Below are 21,433 nucleotides of genomic sequence, written 5' to 3' on the forward strand. Positions count from 1 at the left end.
ATTATAACCGATAGACCAAGAGATTTAAGGTTTTCACGTCCTTGTGATGATTTGGGTCAAGCTTTAGCCTTGAACAGCGGTGATGTATAGTTCAACCCGCCGATTTTGAGCCCGTCCGGCGGCGCTGTTATTGTCCGCAATCGGTTGGCCTTCACCCATGCCGATAACACTTAAGCGGTTGCCCGGAATACCGCGGTTTTCAAGATAAGAAGCCACGCTGTTGGCGCGACGTTGGGATAAGGTCATGTTGTACTCATCGTTGCCGGTGGAGTCAGTGTGACCAATCACATCCAATTGGGTGTCTTTATATTTATAGAGCACTTTGCCGACAGAATCTAAGGTGTCATAAAATTCGTTTTTAATCAGGTATTCATCGGTGTTAAAAGTGATGTTGCTGGGCATAATCAGTTGAATCTGATCGCCTTCGCGCACCACGCGTACACCGGTGCCTTCAAGTTCCTCGCGCAGTTCTTTTTCCTGATGGTCCATATAAGCACCCACCCCGGCACCAATGGCCGCACAGCCGGCAGCGGCATTGCGGGCTGATGTGGAATTACGGGTGGCACCGATTAAGCCGCACACAACCGCTCCGGCGGCACTGTATTTAACACTTTTGCGAACTTTTTCTTCGCCAGTGTAGGGATCGGTGGTGGTGCAAGCGCTTAAAATTGTTATGAGTGTAATAGTTATGATTGTTTTTAACATTAAAAACTCCTTTGGATTATTGGGTGAGTATCTAATGTAAACTTTGGCGATTAAAATGACGTTAAAAATACCGTAAAAAGAACGAAAACCCGGACATAAAAGACTTATGTCTTAGTCACATCTGATCAGAATGGATATCTGCCTGTCTTTGTACCTTTAAAAGTGGGCGTATTTCACTCAAAGGGATACCCAGTGAGTATTTTAAGTAAAAGTACTTTTGAAACAGGTCTTCTTCGGTAATCAGTGTGGTGTTGAATTGTGCCTGGTATTCATCCCGTTTGATCGAGGTCCATTCTGTGGCATCCACCCGCGCATGGGGGTCCTGATAAGTCACTTCTTCGATTAAATCAGGGTCAAATTTTAAGTCTGTATCGGTGGGATAGCGTAAATAATAGCGTCCGCTGTCATCCAATAAGACCTGAATCTGACAAAATGGTTTAAAACCATGGTATTCGTTGTCGTTAAGAGGGCTTTGTTTTAAAAACACCAAAAACCGCTGACCTTCGTTTTCACGGTCGGGATAATAGCATTGATGATCCTCAAAACCATTGGCGCTAACAATCAGTAAATCGTTCTTATTGACGCCTTTATACGGAACCCGGACGGTCAGAAAAGCCTGACCCTTGGCATTGAGGTCACGGGTTTTTTGGTAGTCAATATTCACCACCTGTGCCACCGCCACCACATCGGCCCATTGCGCGGCCTGTTGCAGTGAAGTGAATTGGATTGGTTCAGGCATGTTGTAATCAAACTGAAAATCCTGATTAGATTCCGGTAATAAATTCTGGCCACTGAGCACGTGGCTAAACAGTAATGTGGTGATAAATATAATGGTGCGCTTTTGCATGGTTATTGATTTACTTTGGCAATGGATTGACCTAATTTGACCGCATCACCGGCTTTGAGTTCGGTTTCAAAAGTGATGCTGTTTTCCGGGAATAATAAAACAACCGTGGAACCCATGTTAAAACGGCCCATTTCATCGCCTTTGTGGTATTCAGTTTTGCCTTGAGGTGTCAAAGCCACCGGCTTTGAAGCATAAGGCGGCGTAATCACGCCGTTGCTGACGGTTTCAATGCTGGACACAAAAATGGCTCCAACATACACATAGGCCAGCGGTCCCAAATCAGTACCCAAATGGTTAACCAGGCGTTCATTACGGGCGAATAAACGGGGAATTTCGCGGGTGGTCCAGTCGGCGACACTGAACAAACGTCCCGGGATATGGCGCATACTTTTTAACCGGCAATCGATGGGGGCATGCATGCGGTGGTAATCCCGGGGTGATAAATAGATGGTGATAAACTGGCCGTTGCGAAAATTGGCATCGATGTCGGTCGCCAACAGTTCTTTAACACTGTAGCTGTGATTCTTGGCCTGGATAATGCGCCCTTGCTTTATTTCACCCAGTTGTGACACCACACCGTCCACCGGTGAAATAATCCGCTCACTGCGGACATCGATGGGGCGGGCATCGGCTTTGAGGGCACGGGTGAAAAAAGCATTAAAATGCGGATAGCTCTCAATGTCTGGGTCAGCCGCTTCATTCAGGTTAATGTTAAACTTTTTTACCATGGTGTTGATGGTGAAGTTTTTGATTGGCTTAACCCGAATACGCATCAAATAATACATCAGCCTTGATAACAACCGATGCGGCAAAATGTATTGAAAAAACAGGGCTATTTTACCCATCATTGCACCAGTTTTTGTAAGTCAGCGGTGATTACGTCCACTTCATGAGGGGTGGTGAAGATGCCCACCCTTTGGGCCTCTTTATTGAGCACAAACCAGGCGGCGGTGTGGTCCACTTGATAGGCCTTGTCGCCCGGTTTATGGTCTTCCACCTGATAAGCGACGCCCAAGGTGGCAGCCAGTTTTTTTAAATTTTCAGGGTCTGCGGTATAGGCCTTAAAATCAGGATTAAAGTAGGCAATGTATTCTTTTAACACTTCCGGTGTATCACGTTCAGGATCCACGGATATGAACACAAAATTAGGCGTTACCTGGTTATTTTGCTCGAGTTTTTTATTGATTTTCTGCATATCCAGCAAGGTGGTCGGACAAATATCGGGACAATGGGTGAAACCAAAAAACAGCACGCTGTACTGGCCGGCCAGGTCTTTGATTGAGACGGTTTCACCGTTTTTACTGATGAGTTCAAGATTTTCCAGAGCCAATGGTTGCGGGAAAACCTTGAGGCTTTCAAATTCAAGTTCTTGTAATCGGTCGCCATTGTCGTTTTGGCATGCCACCGTAAACAATAAAAAAAACACCGGTAAAAATAGCCGCATGAGATAACTCCAAGATTAATTAATGATTGCCAATTGGCCCAAAAAGAGGCATTGTAATATGTTTTGGTTATTTCAGCGAATTCAAGTATGCGCTTAATGGATTTATTTAATCAGTTGGTTGAAAAACTGTCAGCGGCTGAACTTAGTTATGGCCAGAGCACCGAAGGGCCGGAGGATGATGTTATTTTATTGCTGATGGCCGTCATGGATGTGGATTTTGAAACACTCAACACCCTGGCTGACCAACTGGTCAGCGTCGCCCGGCAACAACAGGCCCATGCAATGATTGAACAACGCATCCGGCAGCAGCGACCGATGTGCTATGTGGTTGGTTTTGCCTTATTTGCCGGTTTGAAGTTTACTGTGGATGAACGGGTGTTGATACCGCGTTCGCCTTTTGCCGAACTGATTGACCGGGGTTTTCAGCCGCATGTGGATATGGGCCGGGTTAATCGGGTGCTGGATTTATGCACCGGCAGCGGCTGTATGGGGTTGGCGGTGGCACATTATTATCCGCATTGCCAGGTGGATTTGGCGGATGTATCAGCAGATGCTTTAGCTGTGGCCGTAAAAAACCGGGAAAATTTACAGCTCAAAGACAGAACCCGATGTATTCAATCTGATTTATGGCAGCATATTCATGACCGTTATGATGTAATCATCAGCAACCCACCCTATGTCAGTGACGCTGAGCACCGAGCATTGCCGACAGAATTCAGTCATGAACCTGCCATGGCTCTGATCAGTCCCGGAGCGGGTTTGACTTTGCCAACAAAAATTTTGCTTGAGGCGGCTGATTATTTGACGCAGCAAGGGGTTTTGTTTCTTGAAGTGGGCTACAGTGATGATGCTTTACAGGCGGCTTTATCCGAGGTACCCTTTGAATGGCTGGAATTTGACCATGGTGGTCAAGGAATATGTGTTTTTAATCGTCAAGATTTGATAAAGTACCAACCTTATTTTGTCACTGTTTTAGAGTCCCATGTCGCATAATACATTTGGTAAAAATTTACGCTTTACCTCCTTTGGAGAGTCCCATGGATCAACCATAGGTTGTGTGCTGGACGGTTTTCCACCGGGCATGCCGATTACACCGGAGGAAATCAAACATGAATTACGGCGACGTGCCACCGGTCGCTCTAAACACACCTCACAAAGACGTGAGCAGGATGATGTACAGATTGTTAGCGGGGTTTTTGAGGGTGTTACCACCGGCCATCCGATTGCACTAATTATTGAAAATACCGATGCCAAAAGTAAAGATTACAGCAACATCGCCACCCAGATTCGCCCCGGTCACGGTGATTACAGTTACTGGAAAAAATACGGCATCCGTGATTATCGCGGCGGCGGTCGTTCATCGGCACGCGAAACCACCATGCGCGTGGCGGCCGGTGCGTTGGCGAAAAAATGGCTGAAAAAACAGCATGGTATTGAAATTACCGCCTGGCTGTCGCAAATCGGCGACATTCAGCTGCAGGCAGGGGATTTATCGAAAATAGATGACAGTCCGTTTTTTACCGGCGAAATTAATCGAGTGCCGGAATTAGAAGAGTTTATGCATAAACTGCGCAAATCCGGTGATTCTGTCGGCGCCGCCATCAGCGCCAAAGCGGTGAATGTACCGGCCGGTTGGGGCGAGCCGGTGTACGGTAAGCTGGATGCGGAACTGGCGCTGGCCATGATGAGCATTAATGCCACCAAAGGCGTGGATATTGGTGCCGGATTTGATTCGGTGGCACAGTCAGGCAGTGTTCATCGTGATGAAATCATCGACGGTGAATTTCAGAGCAATCACGCCGGCGGTATTCTCGCCGGTATCTCTACCGGCCAGGACATTACCCTGAAAGTGGCTTTTAAACCCACGTCGTCCCTGCGCTTACCGGCGCAAAGCATCAATGAAGCAGGTGAGCCGGTTACGGTGGTCACCAAAGGCCGCCATGACCCGTGCGTCGGTATTCGCGCCGCGCCCATTGTCGAAGCCATGATGGCGTTGGTATTAATGGATCATGGCCTGCGCCATCACGCACAAATTAATAGTAACCAACACACTTTTGAATAATTTTTATGAATAAAGAACTCAATATTGCCATTGTCGGTGCCACCGGTGCGGTGGGGCGGGTGATTCTGGAATTGCTGGAATCACGAGATTTTCCGGTGAATAAGCTGGCTTTGCTGGCCAGTGCCAACAGTGCCGGTGAGGTGATGTCTTATAAAAAGAAATCGCTGACGGTGCAGCCTTTAGAAGCCTTTAATTTTAAAGGTTATGATATGGCCTTTTTTACTGCGGGCAGTCGGGTTTCAGCGCAATATGCTTCACGGGCGGTGGATGCCAAATGTGTTGTGATAGATAACACTTCATATTTTCGTAATGAAGAAGATGTGCCTTTGGTGGTGCCGGAAGTCAACGGTGCGGAATTAAACCGTTATCAGGACACCTATTTAATTGCCAATCCCAATTGTTCTACCATTCAGATGGTGTTGGCGTTGGCGCCGATTCACAAAGCCGCGGTGATTGAACGTATTAATGTTTCGACCTATCAGTCAGTGTCCGGTGCCGGGCAAAAGGGTATTGATGAATTATCTGCGCAGACACGTAATTTGTTGAATTTTAAACCGTTGCAACAGCAGGTGTTTTCAGGACAAATTGCCTTTAATGTGCTACCGCATATTGATGATTTTCAGGACAATGGTTACACCAGGGAGGAAATGAAGATGGTGTGGGAAACCCAGAAAATCCTTGATGACCGCAGTATTCAGGTGAATCCGACCTGTGTGCGGGTGCCGGTTTTTTACGGGCATGCTGAAGCGGTGCACATTGAAACCAGAGACAAAATGACTGCCGGTGAAGCACGTCGGCTGATGGCTGAGATGGATGGTATTGAAATTATGGATGATCCGGGTGCATTGCGTTATCCGTCCCCGGCCCTGACTGCCGCCGGTCATGATGCGGTGTATGTGGGGCGAATTCGAGAGGATATTTCTTATCCGCGCGGATTAAACATGTGGATTGTGGCGGACAATATTCGCAAAGGGGCAGCGTTAAACAGCGTGCAAATTGCCGAAAAGTTGTTGACCTTGATGCAGTGATATTATGAAACATGGTCTGACTAAGTCTCAGTGAGGCGCTATTTAAACAAAAAAAATCCTGTCAATAAGAATAGCTTAGCGGTTATTTTTTAGTTAAATTCTTGCTATTTTATTGTAGAATTAGTTACTATCACTTTATAAGTCGTATAAAACAGCACACACACGGGTAAATTATGAAACACAAATTAATTATATTGGCACTGGTTTTTGGTCTGGTTTTCGTGTCACAAAACACCTTTTCTCTGGGTATGGGTAAGATTCAGGTTAATTCTGCCCTGGATCAGCCGCTGAATGCGTCTATCGATATCCTTGCCGGTGAAAATGAATCCATTGATGAAGTGTCGGTGAAAATGGCCAGTGCCGATGATTATAAGAAAGTGGGTCTGGACAAGTCATTTGTTCCGGCCCATATTACGGTGTCCTTAGACGAAAACAACCCGTATAAAATCAATGTCCGTTCTAACGGCCCTGTTTCTGAACCCATCGTTTCATTGTTGCTGGATGTTAAATGGCCGAATGGTCGGATGTTGCGTGAATTTACCCTGTTATTGGATCCGCCGAGTTATCAGACCGCTAACCGTGGGTCGGTAACCATGCCGGTAACTGAATCCGCACCAGCCACTCAACCCGAGACCCTGGGTGATGTTCAGGATGACATCGTTACGGCGCAAACTGATGAGATTCCGCCTGTGACTGAGGATTTAAATGAAGCGGATGAAGAACCACAGGCTGATATGACTGCTGATGCGGATCAAACTGAATTTGTGGTTGAAACACCCATGGATGAGAATGTGTCAGAAACCCTGTCGGTCATGCCCGGTGAAGTGTATGTGGAATCCGGTGATACTTTATGGCGCATCGCTAACCAAAATAAACCTGCCGGTGTTTCCACCCATCAGATGATGATGGCCATTTATGAGAAAAATCCAAATGCCTTTTTAAATAATAACATCAATGAGATGATTAAAGGCAGTACTTTGCAAATGCCTGATGCCGATGCCGCGGATGATATGAGTTACCAGGAAGCGCTGGCAGCTTTTGAGGCGCATAATAACCGCTGGGCATCGGCCACAGACACTTACAGCAGTTTCCAAACAGAAACCACAACAGAACAAGAAGACGTGGTTGCCGATGATCTTGATTATGGTGTGCAATTATCCGGTGGTGAAGGTGATGACAGTGACAGTCAGCAATCAGAAGGTGACGTCGCGGATACCGGTCAGTCCGGACTCAGTGATGAAGAGGCCTTTAACGCCAGCAGTGAAAATGAAGAATTAAAATCACGGGTTTCTGAATTAGAAAATATTGTTAACGAACAGCAATCTGCATTAGAACTGCAAGACGATGACCTGGCTAATTTGGAAAACCAAATGGCTCAGGTACCCGATGCAGAAGACCCCAATGAAGAAGATAATTTAGCGGACAGTGATTTTGACGGTCTGTCCGATGAAGACACCACGGATAACAATGAAATCCTCAGTGAGGAAGCTGTTGACGGTGACGATGTGTGGGATAGCGGCATCGCCGATACTGAAACAGATGGTCTGAGTGAAGAGCCCATGGATGCTGCGAACATCGATACATCATCAGACGATGAAGAATCAATGGACAGTGATGCAGTCTTAGCCGACGAAGGCACAATAAGCAGTGAAGATGATGCATCAGCGGATGCCGCAGACACAGAAGTTATGACCACACCGGTCAGACCACAACCCGTTAGTGATCCCTGGTACACCTCAGCGATTAACTGGGTACAAAATAATGTACTGTGGGTGATTATCGGATTGGTGGTGCTGTTTTTAATCATCCTGTTGCCTCGCTTGTTTAACCGTGGGGATGAAGATCCGGCGGAAGAAAGCAGCTTCCTGGATGACATCAAATCCTCCCGTGGTCAACAACAGGAATCTGATGTAGATGCAGATGACAGTGAAGCGGGTGAAGATGACGAGACTGTGTTAACAACACCCATTGCCGTTGAGGATGAAGCGGATGATGATGAGTTGCAGGATGACGCCTCCGATTTATCTATACAGTCCGGACAAGACGACGATGAGGATGATGATGAGGATGATGATGAGGATGATGTCTTGGCGGAGCTGGACAATTCTCTGGCATTCGATGACAGCGATGATGATGAGGGCGATGATGATTTTGCGTTTGATTTTGATGAAGACGAAGACGAAGCTGAAGAAGGTTTAATTGAAGCGACTTCTGATGAAGTGGATGATTTAGATTATGAAACGCCCACCAAAGAGTATGATCCCACACCATTTAAAGACGATGATTTTGATGATGATGACTTTGATTTATCGGATTTAGATGACGATCTGGACGAAGAAGATTTAGAAGAAGATTCAGAAGAAGACTCAGAAGATGAATCACCTGAAGAAGATTTGTTTGAAGATGATCTTGATTTAGAAGCTGAATTATCTGAACTTGATGATGCGCTTGAGTCCACTGATTTAGATGAAGATGATTTAGAATCAGATGAGGAATCCGAAGATGACTTTTCCGATGATGATTTTATGGCTGAACTGGATGACCTTGAGGGCCTCGATAATGACGATGAAAATGACACTGAAGTCACAGAAGTGGACGATGAAGAGGATGAATTTGACGCTTCTATCAGTTTAGATGAAGAGGATTCCGTTACCACATTTGAAACCGATGAAGAAGACACTATGGATGAAGACATTGATTTGGGTTTAGATGATTTGATGGATGAAGGTGATGTCATTGAAACCAAACTGGACCTGGCTAAAGCCTATATTGAAATGGGTGACACCGAAGGTGCCAAAAATCTGCTTGAAGAAGTGAAAGCAGAAGGCAATGCGGCGCAACAATCGCAAGCCGATAAATTATTGGATGAGATTTAATGTAATGAAACGACCAACACCTGATGAAGGTGTTGGTCGGTTTTAAATCCCTATGCGATTGGCCTGTGGTGTGGAGTATGATGGTGAGCCGTTTTTTGGCTTCCAGCGTCAAAAACAGACGCCCACTGTTCAGCAATGTCTTGAAGAAGCCATCGGCTCGGTGGCCAACCACGCGGTTGGTGTCACCTGTTGTGGGCGCACCGACACCGGTGTCAGCGCTGATTTACAGGTTATCCATTTTGATACCGAAGCAGTCAGAAACCCTCGACAGTGGACACTGGGTATTAACAGCGCCCTGCACAAGGCCATCAGTATTTTGTGGGTCAAGCCGGTACCCGATGAATTTCATGCGCGGTTTTCCGCCAGCGCCCGACGTTATCAATACCGTATTTGCAACCGCTCGGTGCGACCGGCCATCAATCGTCACTATTTAACCTGGGTCTTAAAACCACTGGACGATGTTAGGATGAATCAGGCCATTCAATATTTACTGGGTGAGCATGATTTCAGTGCTTTTCGTTCCAGCCAATGTCAATCCAAACAACCGGTGAGAACGATTAAGCATGCCAGTGTCAGTCGCCGTGACGAACAGATTTTAATTGACATTACCGCCAACGGTTTTTTACACCATATGGTTCGAAATATTGCAGGAACGTTGATCCGTGTGGGTAAAGGTGAGCAATCTCCGCAATGGGTGGAACAGGTATTGCAATCAAAAGACCGCAGGCAGGCAGGTATAACCGCAGCGCCCAATGGATTGCGTTTTGTGGGTGTGGATTATCCCAATCACTTTAATTTACCGACATCTGTGGGTCATGCAAGTTAAATTTTGCGGTCTTCAAAACAAGTTGGATGTGGCATTAGCCGCGTCACTTCAATGTGATGCGGTGGGTTTTATCATGGTGCCCGACAGCCGACGTGCGGTGGGCTTAGAACTGGCCCGGGAATTAACCCAATTTACACGCCAATTTGACTTGACGTCCGTTATCCTTGTGGCCGATGCTGATAGTCACACGGTGGATCAAATTGTGAACCAATGCCAACCGGATATTATTCAGTTCCATGGTAACGAATCGGCAACTTTTTGCCAACAATTTGAAGTGCCCTACTGGAAAGCGGTGCCGATGTTGACTGTGCAAGATTGGCCGCGCTATATTGAAAGCTATCATCTGGCACAGCGTTTTGTACTGGATACTTACGGGAATGGGAAAAGTGGGGGATCCGGCCGGTCTTTTAGCTGGTTCCGGTTTCCGCCTGAGTACATCTCGCGTTTAATTCTGGCCGGTGGATTAACCGTTGATAATTTGGCTGAGGCGGTATCAGTCACAGGAGCAGAATTTATTGATGTCAGCAGTGGTATCGAGAAAACACCTGGCGTAAAATCACAAACCCTGATGCAACAATTCATGCAAGCCGTCAATAACAACGCACTCAAATCATGAACCAAGAATTTAACAATTTACCTGACGAAACAGGACATTTTGGCCGATACGGCGGTAATTTCGCCTCGGAAACACTTTTTCACTGCTTAGAAGCGCTTAATGCGGCCTACAAGAAACTCAAAACTGATGCCGATTTTCAGCAACAATTCAAACAGGATCTGGCAGATTTTGTCGGTCGCCCCTCACCCCTGTACTATGCTGAACGCTTAACCAAACAGCAACAAGGCGCTCATATTTGGCTTAAACGTGAAGACCTGAACCACACCGGCGCGCACAAAATAAATAACACCGTCGGACAAATATTGCTGGCCAAAGCCATGGGTAAAAAACGTATTATTGCCGAAACCGGTGCCGGCCAGCATGGTGTAGCGACAGCGACGGTTGCCGCCCGAATGGGGCTGGAGTGTATCGTGTACATGGGTGCAGTGGATATCGAACGCCAGGCGATTAATGTATTTCGAATGAAGTTATTGGGGGCCGAAGTGCGCTCGGTGGATTCAGGTTCAAAAACCCTTAAAGATGCTTTGAATGAAGCCATGCGGGATTGGGTGGCCCATGTGGATGACACCTTTTATATCATCGGCACGGTGGCGGGGCCCGCACCTTATCCTGAAATGGTGCGTGATTTTAATGCAGTGATTGGCCGCGAAGTACGTCAACAAAGCATGGACAAAATCGGTCGTTTACCCGATGCTCTGGTGGCCTGTGTCGGTGGCGGTTCCAATGCCATGGGTTTGTTTTATCCGTTTATTCAAGACAAGGAAGTTGCCATGTATGGTGTCGAAGCCGGTGGTCAAGGTTTAGAGACCGGTCGGCATGCGGCCTCTATCAATGCCGGCAAGGTGGGCGTTTTACATGGTAACAGGACCTATGTTATGAGCGATGAGGCCGGTCAGGTGATTGAAACCCATTCCATATCTGCCGGATTGGATTACCCCGGTGTCGGCCCTGAGCATGCATATCTGAATGATTCAGGGCGGGCCAAATACGTCACCATTAATGATGATGAAGCTTTAGCGGCATTTCACACACTCACAAAAACCGAAGGTATTATGCCGGCGCTTGAGAGTGCTCATGCCATTGCTTATGGCATGAAGTTGGCAAAAAGTCTGTCGCCGGAACAACATATTGTGGTTAATCTGTCAGGGCGTGGTGACAAAGATGTTCACACCGTGGCTGATATTGAAGGGGTATCGGTATGAACCAGTTATTGACCGAAACCTTATCAAATCTGAACCATAAAAAAGCCCTGATTCCATTTATTACAGCGGGATACCCCGATCCTAAAATGACCCTGCCCATTATGCATTGTTTGGTGGAAAATGGTGCCGATGTGATTGAATTAGGCATGCCTTTTTCTGATCCAATGGCGGATGGTCCGGTGATTCAAAAGGCATCTGAACAAGCCATTAAACAGGGTACAGGCCTTAAACAAACTTTACAGATGGTGTACGAATTTCGCCAAACCAACCAAACCACACCAATTGTGTTGATGGGTTATTTAAACCCGATTGAATCCATGGGTTATGAAGTTTTTGTTGAACAAGCCGCGCGGGCAGGCGTAAATGCAGTGTTATTGGTGGACAGTCCGCCGGAAGAGTCCGCGGACATTCAAACGCATTTAAAAGCCCATAATATGCAACAAATTTATTTAGTGGCACCGACCACTTCAGCGCAAAGAAAGCAACTTATCTGTGATGTGGCTGCCGGTTTTATATACTATGTGGCATTAAAAGGCGTCACTGGCGCCGCTGATTTAAACACAGACGCGGTGAATCATGCGGTCAAAGCCTTAAAAGCCACCACCCAATTGCCGGTGGCGGTGGGCTTTGGCGTGAAAGATGCTGATTCTGCGGTGGCGGTGGCCCGTGAAGCTGATGCGGTCGTGATTGGCAGTGCCCTGATTAAAATCATTGATGCTGCAGCCGATAATGTTGAGTCGGTACTTCAACAAGTGGGTGAATTTATGCGTCCTATTCGCGCGGCGCTGGATTCGTTATAATGTCTCATCACAATCAAACAACAGGAGTTAACCTGAGATGAGTTGGTTTCAAAAAATTATGTCTTCACGCATCCGTACCGAAGGCGGTAACAAAAAGAAGAACATTCCCGAAGGTTTGTGGGGTAAATGCAGCCAGTGTCAGGCGGTGTTGTATCAGCCTGAAAATGAAAAACAGGGAAAAGTGTGCCCCAAATGCGGACACCATGAACGTCTGACCGGCCGTGAGCGACTGGTTTATTTTCTTGACAACGATGACTGGCTGGAAATCGGGGCCAATGTCAAACCGGAAGACCCTCTCAAATTTAAAGACACCAAAAAATACAAAGACCGGCTTGTTGCGACCCAGAAAAAAACCGGTGAAAACGATGCTTTGGTAGCGGTTCAGGGTCAGCTCCAGGGTCGTGATGTGGTGGTCACGGCTTTTGATTTTGATTTTATGGGCGGCTCCATGGGGTCGGTGGTCGGTGAAAAATTCGTTCGTGCTGTACATCATGCTTTGGAACATCGTTTACCCTTGATTAATTTTTCCTCATCCGGTGGCGCCCGAATGCAGGAATCCTTATTTTCTCTTTTGCAAATGTCCAAAACAGCAGCGGCGCTGAAAAAAATGAAAAATGCCGGTTTGCCGTACATTTCCGTATTAACCAACCCCACCACCGGCGGGGTGTCGGCATCGCTGGCGATGCTGGGTGATGTCAATATTGCCGAACCCAATGCCCTCATCTGTTTTGCCGGCCCCCGGGTGATAGAGCAAACCGTTCGTGAAACCCTGCCTGAAGGGTTTCAGCGCAGCGAATTTTTATTAGAGCATGGGGCTTTGGATCTGATTGTACCGCGACACCAAATGGGTGACAAAATCATTCAGTTGCTCAATTTGTTACTACCGCTCTCGCAAAGTGAAGCGCATGATGAAGTGCTTGAACCCGACGAAGTGTTAACCGCCGAAGAACGTGAAGACACTTGATCAGTGGTTAGCCGGCTTTAACGAAAACAAAATTGATCTGGGTTTAAGCCGGGTTCAAACCGTGTTATCACGGCCGCCTTTTCATCAGATTAATGCCAAAATCATCACCGTGGGCGGCACCAACGGCAAAGGTTCAACCGTGACAGCGGTTTCGGCTCTGCTGAATGCAGCCGGTTACCGGGTGGGAACTTTTACCTCACCGCATATTTTTCGATACAACGAACGCATTCAAATCGATGGACAGGCACAATCTGACGCCGCCATCGTGGCTGCTTTTGCCGCCATTGATGAGATACGAGAGGCCGTGCCGTTAAGTTATTTTGAATACGCTTTTTTGGCTGGCTTATACATTTTTCACCAAGCGCGGGTGGATTATATGGTTTTGGAAGTGGGTCTGGGAGGGCGTTTGGATGCGGTCAATGCCCTGGATTCAGACCTCAGTATCATTACCACGGTGGACATCGACCACAGCCACTGGCTGGGTGACAGCATCGAAGCCATTGCCGCTGAAAAAGCCGCCATAATGCGTTCCGGTTGTGTTATGGTCTATGGTGATACTGATTGTCCCAAAGCCATTTTAAATCGGGCCAAAGATGAGCAAGTCCGCTTGCTACAGGCATCGATTGATTTTAACAGCAGTATGCATTCAAAAGGTTTTGATTTTCGACAGGGAAACACACAATTCAATAATCTGCCTTTGCCGCGTATGGCGGGAGATGTTCAAGTCCGTAATTTCACCACCGCCTTAACCGCGGTTTTAACTCTGGAAAAGAAACTGGATGCATCCATCATTGGTCATGCCTTAGCAACCTGGAAAATTCCGGGTCGCATTCAGACCATTCATGACAATCCACACGTGATTGTCGATGTGGCTCATAACCGTCAATCTGTTGACACCCTGTCACAGTATTTAACTCAAAACCCGGTCAAAGGCCTCACCCGCGCGGTTTTTTCTGTGTTAAAAGACAAGCAAGCCGAAAGCTGGTTGCCCGATATCAATCAGCAGGTGGATCATTGGTTTATCTTTGCCCTGCATGGCGAACGGGCTCTGGATATTCAAAGCTTAAAACAACAACTGGCCGACGCCGGTGCATTGCTTTCGGTGTGTGCGGATGGCTCAAACGCTTATCATCATGCCCTCAGCCTTAGCAAGCCCGAAGACCGGGTGATTGTGTTTGGTTCGTTTCATGTGCTGGACACAGTGTTTCAATCATCACCGCATCAACTCAATCTAACATAAGCGGTTCAGTTTGCATCCCCTGATTTGTTTTTGTTATCGAGATCAGATTGATCCGATTCCGCTAAATCTGAGGCATGGGGGCGCTGTTTATCTTCGCCCTCTTGGTGCTTGTTATCTGTCTCAGCGGGCTGTTGTTTTTCGGCTTCTGAGGATGAATTTTCGGGCTCGCTGTTTTGTTCATCGTTAGCCTGGTTTACTTTCACAGGTTCAATAATATGCAAATCACGCTGCGGGAACGGGATGCTGATGTCCGCTTCGCGGAAGGCCTTATCAACAGCAAAATTCAAGTCACTTTCCACCTGGTAGATATTTTTAATGTTATAAATCATCACCCGAAGTTCGAAATTGAGGCTACTGTCACCAAAGGATCTGAAGTGAACCTGTGGTTTGTAGCCGGTACGATTAACCACCTGGTTATGGTTTTTGGCCACTTTTAATAGAGCTTGTTTGACTTGTTCAGTGTCCGAGCCATAGGCAACACCAACTTTGATGATAATTCGACCAATGGAATTACTGAGATTCCAGTTAGTTACATGGTGTGATAATAATTCAGAATTCGGCACCAACACTTCTGAGTTATCAAAGGTTTTGATATTGGTGGCTCGCATTTTGATTTTTTGGATAAAACCGATGGTGTCGCCCACTTCCACCCAGTCGCCGGGTTTGACCGGTCGTTCGAACAGCAAAATAATTCCCGACACAAAATTACTGACAATATTTTTCAGTCCAAAACCAATACCCACGGATAAGGCACCGGCAATCACGGTTAAATTGGAAATATCAAAGCCGGCAATCGACAAGCCGATGAACACCGCGATGGTGATGCCAATATACCAAAACAGCATAGACACCACCTCTCGCGGACCTTTTTTTAAACGACTTTTATTAAACCACTGATATTCAATGCCATGGCGAATACGACTTAATATAATTATCAGAACAATAGAAATTAAGATGGCGATGACTAAGCTGCTTGGGACTATTCTTAAAGACCCCAGTTCAAATCCATTGGTAAAAATCAGCTTTAACTGTTGATAGGTTTCCTTAAAAGCACCACCGATCCAGATCATAAAGCCCAGTCCGGCGATACCAACAATCAAGCTGATCAGTAAGCTGACCCAAAATGGAAAAGCATAGACCGGGACTTCGTTCTGGTTTTCGTCTTCGTTGTCTTCAGCCTCTTTTTTAAGCTGCCTGATACGGTGAACCAGTAAAATTTTACGAAGTCCGTTGATATTTTTGGCGGCCAAATGAAAAATAAAACCACCTAAATTTAAAACCAGCAGGTATTGAGCCAATTTGGCATAGGTGGCGATATAGAGTGCAAGGGTCATAAAGGCAATACCACAACTGATGGCAGCCACATATTTATCTTTGTATGGTTTTAAAACCAGATACCAGTAGTAACTGGCAACGATAAAAAGAGCATTAATGGTGATAAATAGAGGTGTAATAAATAAAGACTGCGAACTCAGCCATTGGTCAAAATTATATTGTCTGTAATCAATCGCATTCCAGCCATAGGCGGCCAGAATGATTAATCCGGTGGAGGCCCAGATAAAACGTTTTATATTCTTTGGATGAAAAGATTTTGGTAGTAGTGGCAGCGATAAAAATAAACAACCATCACGAATGAATAAGGCCAGAACCATGAGTAATAACAACCATTGGAAAGGTGCCGGTATCAGCCAGGCATAAACCAGGGCCGCAGTCACAGGCAGCGAGAATGTTAAGGCCATGCTTTTGAACTGATTTTTGAGGGTATCTAAACGTGGTTTTTTGTCGTAGCTTTTAAAATAATGAACCCGATATTTAAAAATAAACAGAAAATAATACAAAAGAGCGACCGTGATAAGTCCGATGGCAATCCATTGCGTTGGTATAATGCGATGAAGCTGTAGCCTGCCTAAATCAGGCGGTTGGTACATAAATTGCCAAATTTTGTGGCGAACCTTAATGCCCTGAATCCACAAGTCACGTTTTTTTTCAAAAATAGCTTGGCGGATTTGGTCCAGTCTGGATGTCATTAATCGGCAATTGATAAGTTCCTGTGTATGGTTTTTTATTTGCTTATCAACGACATCGGTGCCGGGATAGTCCGGTTCCGGTTTTTCTTGATCGGGTACTTTTGATTGAATTGAACTGTCTTCCAAAGCATCAATCTCGCGCACCTGAGTGAGGCGTTTTAACTCGGCTTCGTTGTATGCTTCGCACTGCCTCAGATGTGACATTAATGCGGCACTTTCCCGGTCTAAATCGTTAAGAACATTTTTTGAGCTGCCGGGTTGCCGGTATTTTTTTAGCAGTGCGTTAAATGATTGTTTTAAATGCTCGGTGTTGGGCGGTGCCTCCTGGCCATACACAGGCAGAAAAGCCTGTGTCAACAGGCCTAAAATAGCCAAGAATATCAGTTGTTTATTACGCCAAATTGGGTGCATGGCATTAATTTTAGCACAATCAAAGCAGTCGTGGCTTTCAGCGGGCGCTTAAGATAAGAATAACAATCCGGTGTCATCATAAAACGGATAACACCGGATTGGTCAGATGGTTTAAGTAGAGTTTGATTGATTCTGCTTGCGTTGAGAAGACTCACTTTGTGATTGAGTGGCCTGCGATTGCTTATCCTGAGCTTTTGCATCCTGAGCTTTTGCATCCTGAGCTTTTGAATCCTGAGCTTTTGAATCCTGAGCTTTTGAATCCTGAGCTTTTGAATCCTGAGCTTTTGAATCCTGAGCTTTTGAATCCTGAGCTTTTGAATCCTGAGCTTTTGCATCCTGAGCTTTTGCATCCTGAGCTTTTGCATCCTGAGCTTTTGATTCCTGGGCTTTTGAATCCTGAGCTTTTGAATCCTGAGCTTTTGCATCCTGAGCTTTTGAATCCTGAGCTTTTGAATCCTGAGCTTTTGAATCCTGAGCTTTTGAATCCTGAGCTTTTGAATCCTGAGCTTTTGAATCCTGAGCTTTTGAACCTTGCGCCTTTGAATCCTGGTTTTGATTGCTTACAGTTTTTGGTTGCCGGTTTTTTTTATTTTCAGATTTGTTGTTGGTTTTTGCGTCGGATTCCTGTCGTGCTTTGTCTTTCTTTATTTGCGCTCCGGACGGCACAATGGGTTCTTTTTTGGCCACTAAATCAGCCACACTGCCCAAAGGACGTTTCATTTTATCGGCGGTATCCGGTGAAACTGGCGCGGATTGTTTATTTTTAGTCGCTTCTTGTTGGTCGCCGCCTGTTTTGGGCTTGTTTTTTACGGCTGCAGACTCAGATTTCTTGGTTGCAGCCGGTTTGCTTTGTTTATTCGGCGTCTGACTTTGCCGGGATTTGTTTTGTGCCGGTTCAGGGTTGTTGTTTTGTGTTTGCTTTGGTTTATTTTGAGTGCTATCGATAGACTTCCGGTTAGACGGCTTCTGTCCGGCCTGTTTTTGATTGGATTGCTTGTTGTTGGTTTGTTGCTGTTTTGTCTGTTTCTGATTGGCCTGCTTCTGCTTAGCTGGCTTCTGATTGGCTGGCTTCTGATTGGCTGGCTTCTGATTGGCCTGATTTTGGTTGGCCTGTTTTTGGTTAGACGGCTTGTTGGTTTGTTTAGGGTTAGACTGATTTTGATTGTCTTGCTTTTTCGCAGCCGGTTTTCTGTTGTTTTGTTTTTGCTGTGTTGATTTTGGATTGGCCGATTTTCGTTGGCCCTTTTTATGAGGGTTAGCTTGTTTATGTGTGTTCGGGCTTGTCTTTGTTTTCTTTTTGCGGTTTTCTGAGCCGGCAAAAAGGGCTTTAAACCAGGATGATACCAGCAAAGCAACAGAACGTTTGGGTGCTTGTTTGTTGGGTTTTACCATCTGTAAAGCCGCTTGTTCTCTCTGCGGAGCCGGCGGGTCTAAATCCATGGGTTTTTGGCAATCGGCGGGCTCAACGAGTTTTATTTTATTGATGTCAATATTCGATTCACTCACATTCAGGCGTTGTACATGAAAATTAGGGGAATTCAAATTTTCATTAGAAATCACATTGAGCTGAACACGATGACGTTGTTCCAAATCCGTGAGTTCTTCACGTTTTTCATTCAGCAATTTATTGCTGATTTCAACCGGCACCTGAATAATAACCCGGCCGGTTTTGGGCTTGATCATTTCTTCTTCAGTCAATCGAATGATGGATATAATCAGCGAATCCATGCTGCGAATGGTGCCATAACCGGCACAGGTGGGGCAGGTGATTTGACTGGAATCGGCAATCGATGACCGCAGACGCTGGCGCGACATCTCCAGCAAACCAAATTTGGAAATACGACCAATTTGGACGCGGGCGCGATCTATGGTGACCGCATCGCGTAAACGATTTTCGACCTGGCGTTGGTTTTTATGCTGACGCATATCAATAAAATCAATCACCACCAGACCGCCTAAATCCCGAATTCGAAGTTGTCTGGCGATTTCGTCGGCAGCTTCTAAGTTGGTGTTCAAAGCGGTGGTTTCCACATCAGCGCCTTTGGTGGCTTTGGCGGAATTGATGTCAATGCTCAGTAAGGCTTCAGTGTGATCAATCACCAAAGAGCCGCCTGAAGGTAATTTCACTTCCCGTTCAAAAGCCGATTGAATCTGACGTTCGATCTGGTACCGGGAAAATAATGGCGTGGTGTCGTTGTAATAAGACAGTTTTTTCAAATTATGTGGCATCACCTGCTGCATAAATTCACGGGCTTTTTCATAAGAAGCCCGGTCGTCAATTAAAATTTCACCAATGCTGGGTTGCAGATAATCACGCAATGCGCGGATAAATAAATCACTTTCCTGGTAAATAAAAAATGGGGCGCGTTTTTGGTCTGCGGTTTTTTGAATGGCTTCCCAGACCTGTTGTAAATAATTAAAATCCCATTGCAGTTCTTCGAAGGTTCTCCCCAAACCGGCCGTGCGAACGATGATACCGTCTTCATTGGGAATGTTTAAACGTTTGAGGTGCTGTTGTAACTGATTACGCTCCTCACCTCGAATTTGCCGAGAAACACCGCCCGCGCGTGAATTATTGGGCATATAAACCAGATAACGGCCGGCCAGTGAGATGTAGGTACTCAGGGCTGCGCCTTTGTTACCGCGCTCTTCTTTATTGACCTGAACGATGATTTCATCGCCTTCATTGAGGGCTTTGTTGATGGGCAAACGGGGCTGACCTTTGGGTGATTGTTTGCAGTAAGCCGGACTGATTTCTTTGTAGGGCAAAAAACCATGTCGCTCAGAGCCGTAATTGACAAAACAGGCTTCTAAGGAGGGTTCGATGCGGGTGATTTTGGCTTTGTAGATATTGCCTTTTTTACGGTAATGGCCGGCTGAGTCGATATCAAGATCGTATAATTTTTGTCCATCGGCAATCGCCACCCGAATTTCATCGGCGTGGGTTGCATTGATTAGCATTCTCTTCATTTTGGTTCCTTTAGTTAAGGAACGAAGTGCTGCTTAACAGTACTTAATTATTTAAGCACAGCCATCATGCTGGTGATGAAAAGGCCTGTGCTTTTAAACGAAAGCGCAAACAGGGCAGTGGAGGTCACGTTTTGTCGGGTGAATAAACTGCTGTGTTTTCCTGTTTACTCGCGTGGTCGTGTTCGCTGTTCGTAGTTGTTTTATTTAAAAAAACAGATGTCATATCTGTTTTATGGCTAAAATTAAGACTGAGCGGGTATTCGTTCCATTCAGTTTTGCCCGTCATCACTCCAATGATGAGTCGTTCCTCAATTGTTGGTATTTCCGTGGAACCGAGCGTGTTAAAATTGTCATTTTGTCTCTTCATTCAAAGACGTTGCTTTTTTTCGGGTTTATTCACACACCGAATTCGGCGGATTTTAACACCAAATACATGACAATGCTTGTTATTTTAATGGAGAATTTGATTTTTGGATAAGCCGATATTTAACATTGACCGACATTCAGAAGGCCAGCGACTGGATAACTTTCTGCGTAAACAACGCAAAAATCTCACCACGGGTCAGCTTTATAAATTAATTCGAAAAGGCCAGATCCGTATTAACGGCAAAAGATCTCAGCCCTCGGCAAAACTCCAAAACGGCGATTTGGTGCGGGTGCCGCCGTTTATTTATTTTGAAGAGCCGCAGACTCAAATTAAGTTGCCGGCCAAAACAGTTGACTGTTTAATGGCGTCAATCATCGCCGAAAATCAGGACTATTTGGTTATTAATAAACCGGCCGGGATGGCGGTTCATAAAGGCACAGGGCATGATTACGGTGTGATTGAAATTTTACAGCATAGGCCGGCCTATCAACATTTGTTACTGGCTCATCGTTTGGATGTGGTTACCAGTGGCTGTCTGGTGTTGGCTAAAAACAGAACGGCTTTGCTGGATTTTCAAGCCGCATTAAAAGCCAGGAAGGTGAAAAAAACGTATCTGGCTTTACTGGAAGGTGCTTTGGATAATTCGGTGCTGGTTAAACAAAGTCTCGCCGAAACCCGCATTAATAATCTTAAAACAGCGGTTATTGATGACAAGGGTAAAACCGCTGTAACCCAGTTCGAACCACAAGGGCATCGAAACGGAATCAGCCGTGTACTTTGTTCACCAGTCACCGGTCGAACCCACCAAATCAGAGCTCATGCGGCTTATTTAAACTGCCCCATTGTCGGTGATACACAATACGGCGCCAAGCCACGAAAAAACCTGTCAAGGGCAGTGTTTTTGCATGCTGAGCACATTGTTTTTGCGGATTATTCGTTTCAGGCACCGGTCGATGCGGACTTTGAAAACTTCTGGCAAAGCTTGTAAATGAATTCGACTCAGGTTTGAGTCGCGACTGATATAAGTTAGAATACATGGTCATTATAT

General features: G+C 45.9%; 17 protein-coding genes. 11 read left to right on the forward strand and 6 right to left on the reverse strand.

Annotated features, from left to right (window positions below; translation table 11 throughout):
* Positions 1 to 63: 63 nt before the first annotated feature.
* From IEV16_RS11070 to IEV16_RS11085, 4 genes are all read right to left on the reverse strand, one after another.
* Positions 64 to 705: a YiaD family glycine zipper/OmpA-like lipoprotein gene (locus IEV16_RS11070; RefSeq protein ID WP_188365774.1), complete on the reverse strand. Its 642-nt coding sequence runs from the start codon at positions 703 to 705 to the stop codon at positions 64 to 66.
* 115 nt (positions 706 to 820) lie between these two features.
* Positions 821 to 1,552, reverse strand: coding sequence for a hypothetical protein (locus IEV16_RS11075; protein WP_188365775.1), 732 nt, complete (start codon positions 1,550 to 1,552; stop codon positions 821 to 823).
* 2 nt (positions 1,553 to 1,554) lie between these two features.
* A complete protein-coding gene (asd, locus tag IEV16_RS11080) occupies positions 1,555 to 2,400 on the reverse strand; it encodes an archaetidylserine decarboxylase (RefSeq protein WP_229728335.1) in 846 nt (281 codons plus the stop codon).
* Positions 2,397 to 2,996, reverse strand: coding sequence for an SCO family protein (locus IEV16_RS11085; protein ID WP_188365776.1), 600 nt, complete (start codon positions 2,994 to 2,996; stop codon positions 2,397 to 2,399). Before IEV16_RS11085 ends, asd begins: the two co-directional genes overlap by 4 nt.
* Before the next feature lie 87 nt (positions 2,997 to 3,083).
* Between IEV16_RS11085 and prmB the strand changes: the two genes are divergently transcribed.
* The 10 genes from prmB (at position 3,084) to IEV16_RS11135 (ending at position 14,610) form a co-directional block, all read left to right on the forward strand.
* Entirely contained in the window at positions 3,084 to 3,989 is a 906-nt protein-coding gene (gene prmB, locus IEV16_RS11090; protein ID WP_188365777.1) for a 50S ribosomal protein L3 N(5)-glutamine methyltransferase, read from the forward strand.
* Positions 3,979 to 5,058, forward strand: coding sequence for a chorismate synthase (gene aroC, locus IEV16_RS11095; protein ID WP_188365778.1), 1,080 nt, complete (start codon positions 3,979 to 3,981; stop codon positions 5,056 to 5,058). Before prmB ends, aroC begins: the two co-directional genes overlap by 11 nt.
* Before the next feature lie 5 nt (positions 5,059 to 5,063).
* Positions 5,064 to 6,086 carry an aspartate-semialdehyde dehydrogenase gene (locus IEV16_RS11100; protein ID WP_188365779.1) on the forward strand — a complete coding sequence of 341 codons (1,023 nt, stop codon included), beginning with the start codon at positions 5,064 to 5,066 and terminating at the stop codon, positions 6,084 to 6,086.
* Positions 6,087 to 6,259: 173 nt separating this feature from the next.
* Entirely contained in the window at positions 6,260 to 8,962 is a 2,703-nt protein-coding gene (locus IEV16_RS11105; RefSeq protein ID WP_188365780.1) for a FimV/HubP family polar landmark protein, read from the forward strand.
* A gap of 52 nt (positions 8,963 to 9,014) precedes the next feature.
* Complete coding sequence (truA, locus tag IEV16_RS11110) at positions 9,015 to 9,788, forward strand: tRNA pseudouridine(38-40) synthase TruA (RefSeq protein ID WP_188365781.1); 774 nt, start codon at positions 9,015 to 9,017, stop codon at positions 9,786 to 9,788.
* Positions 9,778 to 10,404 carry a phosphoribosylanthranilate isomerase gene (locus IEV16_RS11115; protein ID WP_188365782.1) on the forward strand — a complete coding sequence of 209 codons (627 nt, stop codon included), beginning with the start codon at positions 9,778 to 9,780 and terminating at the stop codon, positions 10,402 to 10,404. The genes truA and IEV16_RS11115 overlap by 11 nt, the downstream gene beginning before the upstream one ends.
* The gene (gene trpB / locus IEV16_RS11120) at positions 10,401 to 11,606 is read left to right on the forward strand and encodes a tryptophan synthase subunit beta (protein ID WP_188365783.1); all 1,206 of its coding nucleotides are present in this window, start codon (positions 10,401 to 10,403) and stop codon (positions 11,604 to 11,606) included. Before IEV16_RS11115 ends, trpB begins: the two co-directional genes overlap by 4 nt.
* Positions 11,603 to 12,406 carry a tryptophan synthase subunit alpha gene (trpA, locus tag IEV16_RS11125; protein ID WP_188365784.1) on the forward strand — a complete coding sequence of 268 codons (804 nt, stop codon included), beginning with the start codon at positions 11,603 to 11,605 and terminating at the stop codon, positions 12,404 to 12,406. The genes trpB and trpA overlap by 4 nt, the downstream gene beginning before the upstream one ends.
* Before the next feature lie 37 nt (positions 12,407 to 12,443).
* The gene (accD, locus tag IEV16_RS11130; protein ID WP_188365785.1) at positions 12,444 to 13,370 is read left to right on the forward strand and encodes an acetyl-CoA carboxylase, carboxyltransferase subunit beta; all 927 of its coding nucleotides are present in this window, start codon (positions 12,444 to 12,446) and stop codon (positions 13,368 to 13,370) included.
* Positions 13,357 to 14,610: a bifunctional folylpolyglutamate synthase/dihydrofolate synthase gene (locus IEV16_RS11135; protein ID WP_188365786.1), complete on the forward strand. Its 1,254-nt coding sequence runs from the start codon at positions 13,357 to 13,359 to the stop codon at positions 14,608 to 14,610. The genes accD and IEV16_RS11135 overlap by 14 nt, the downstream gene beginning before the upstream one ends.
* Before the next feature lie 5 nt (positions 14,611 to 14,615).
* Here IEV16_RS11135 and IEV16_RS11140 read toward each other — a convergent pair whose 3' ends face one another.
* Positions 14,616 to 17,048 (reverse strand): mechanosensitive ion channel family protein, encoded by a 2,433-nt coding sequence (locus tag IEV16_RS11140; RefSeq protein ID WP_188365787.1) that lies wholly within the window; start codon positions 17,046 to 17,048, stop codon positions 14,616 to 14,618.
* Between the two features lie 111 nt (positions 17,049 to 17,159).
* Positions 17,160 to 20,009 (reverse strand): Rne/Rng family ribonuclease, encoded by a 2,850-nt coding sequence (locus IEV16_RS11145; protein ID WP_443093963.1) that lies wholly within the window; start codon positions 20,007 to 20,009, stop codon positions 17,160 to 17,162.
* A gap of 479 nt (positions 20,010 to 20,488) precedes the next feature.
* On the opposite strand from IEV16_RS11145, the gene IEV16_RS11150 reads away from it, so the two are divergent.
* Positions 20,489 to 21,373, forward strand: coding sequence for an RluA family pseudouridine synthase (locus IEV16_RS11150; protein ID WP_188365789.1), 885 nt, complete (start codon positions 20,489 to 20,491; stop codon positions 21,371 to 21,373).
* The last annotated feature ends 60 nt before the right edge of the window (positions 21,374 to 21,433 follow it).

Source organism: Marinicella pacifica, from assembly GCF_014636635.1.
Classification (GTDB): Bacteria; Pseudomonadota; Gammaproteobacteria; order Xanthomonadales; family Marinicellaceae; genus Marinicella; species Marinicella pacifica.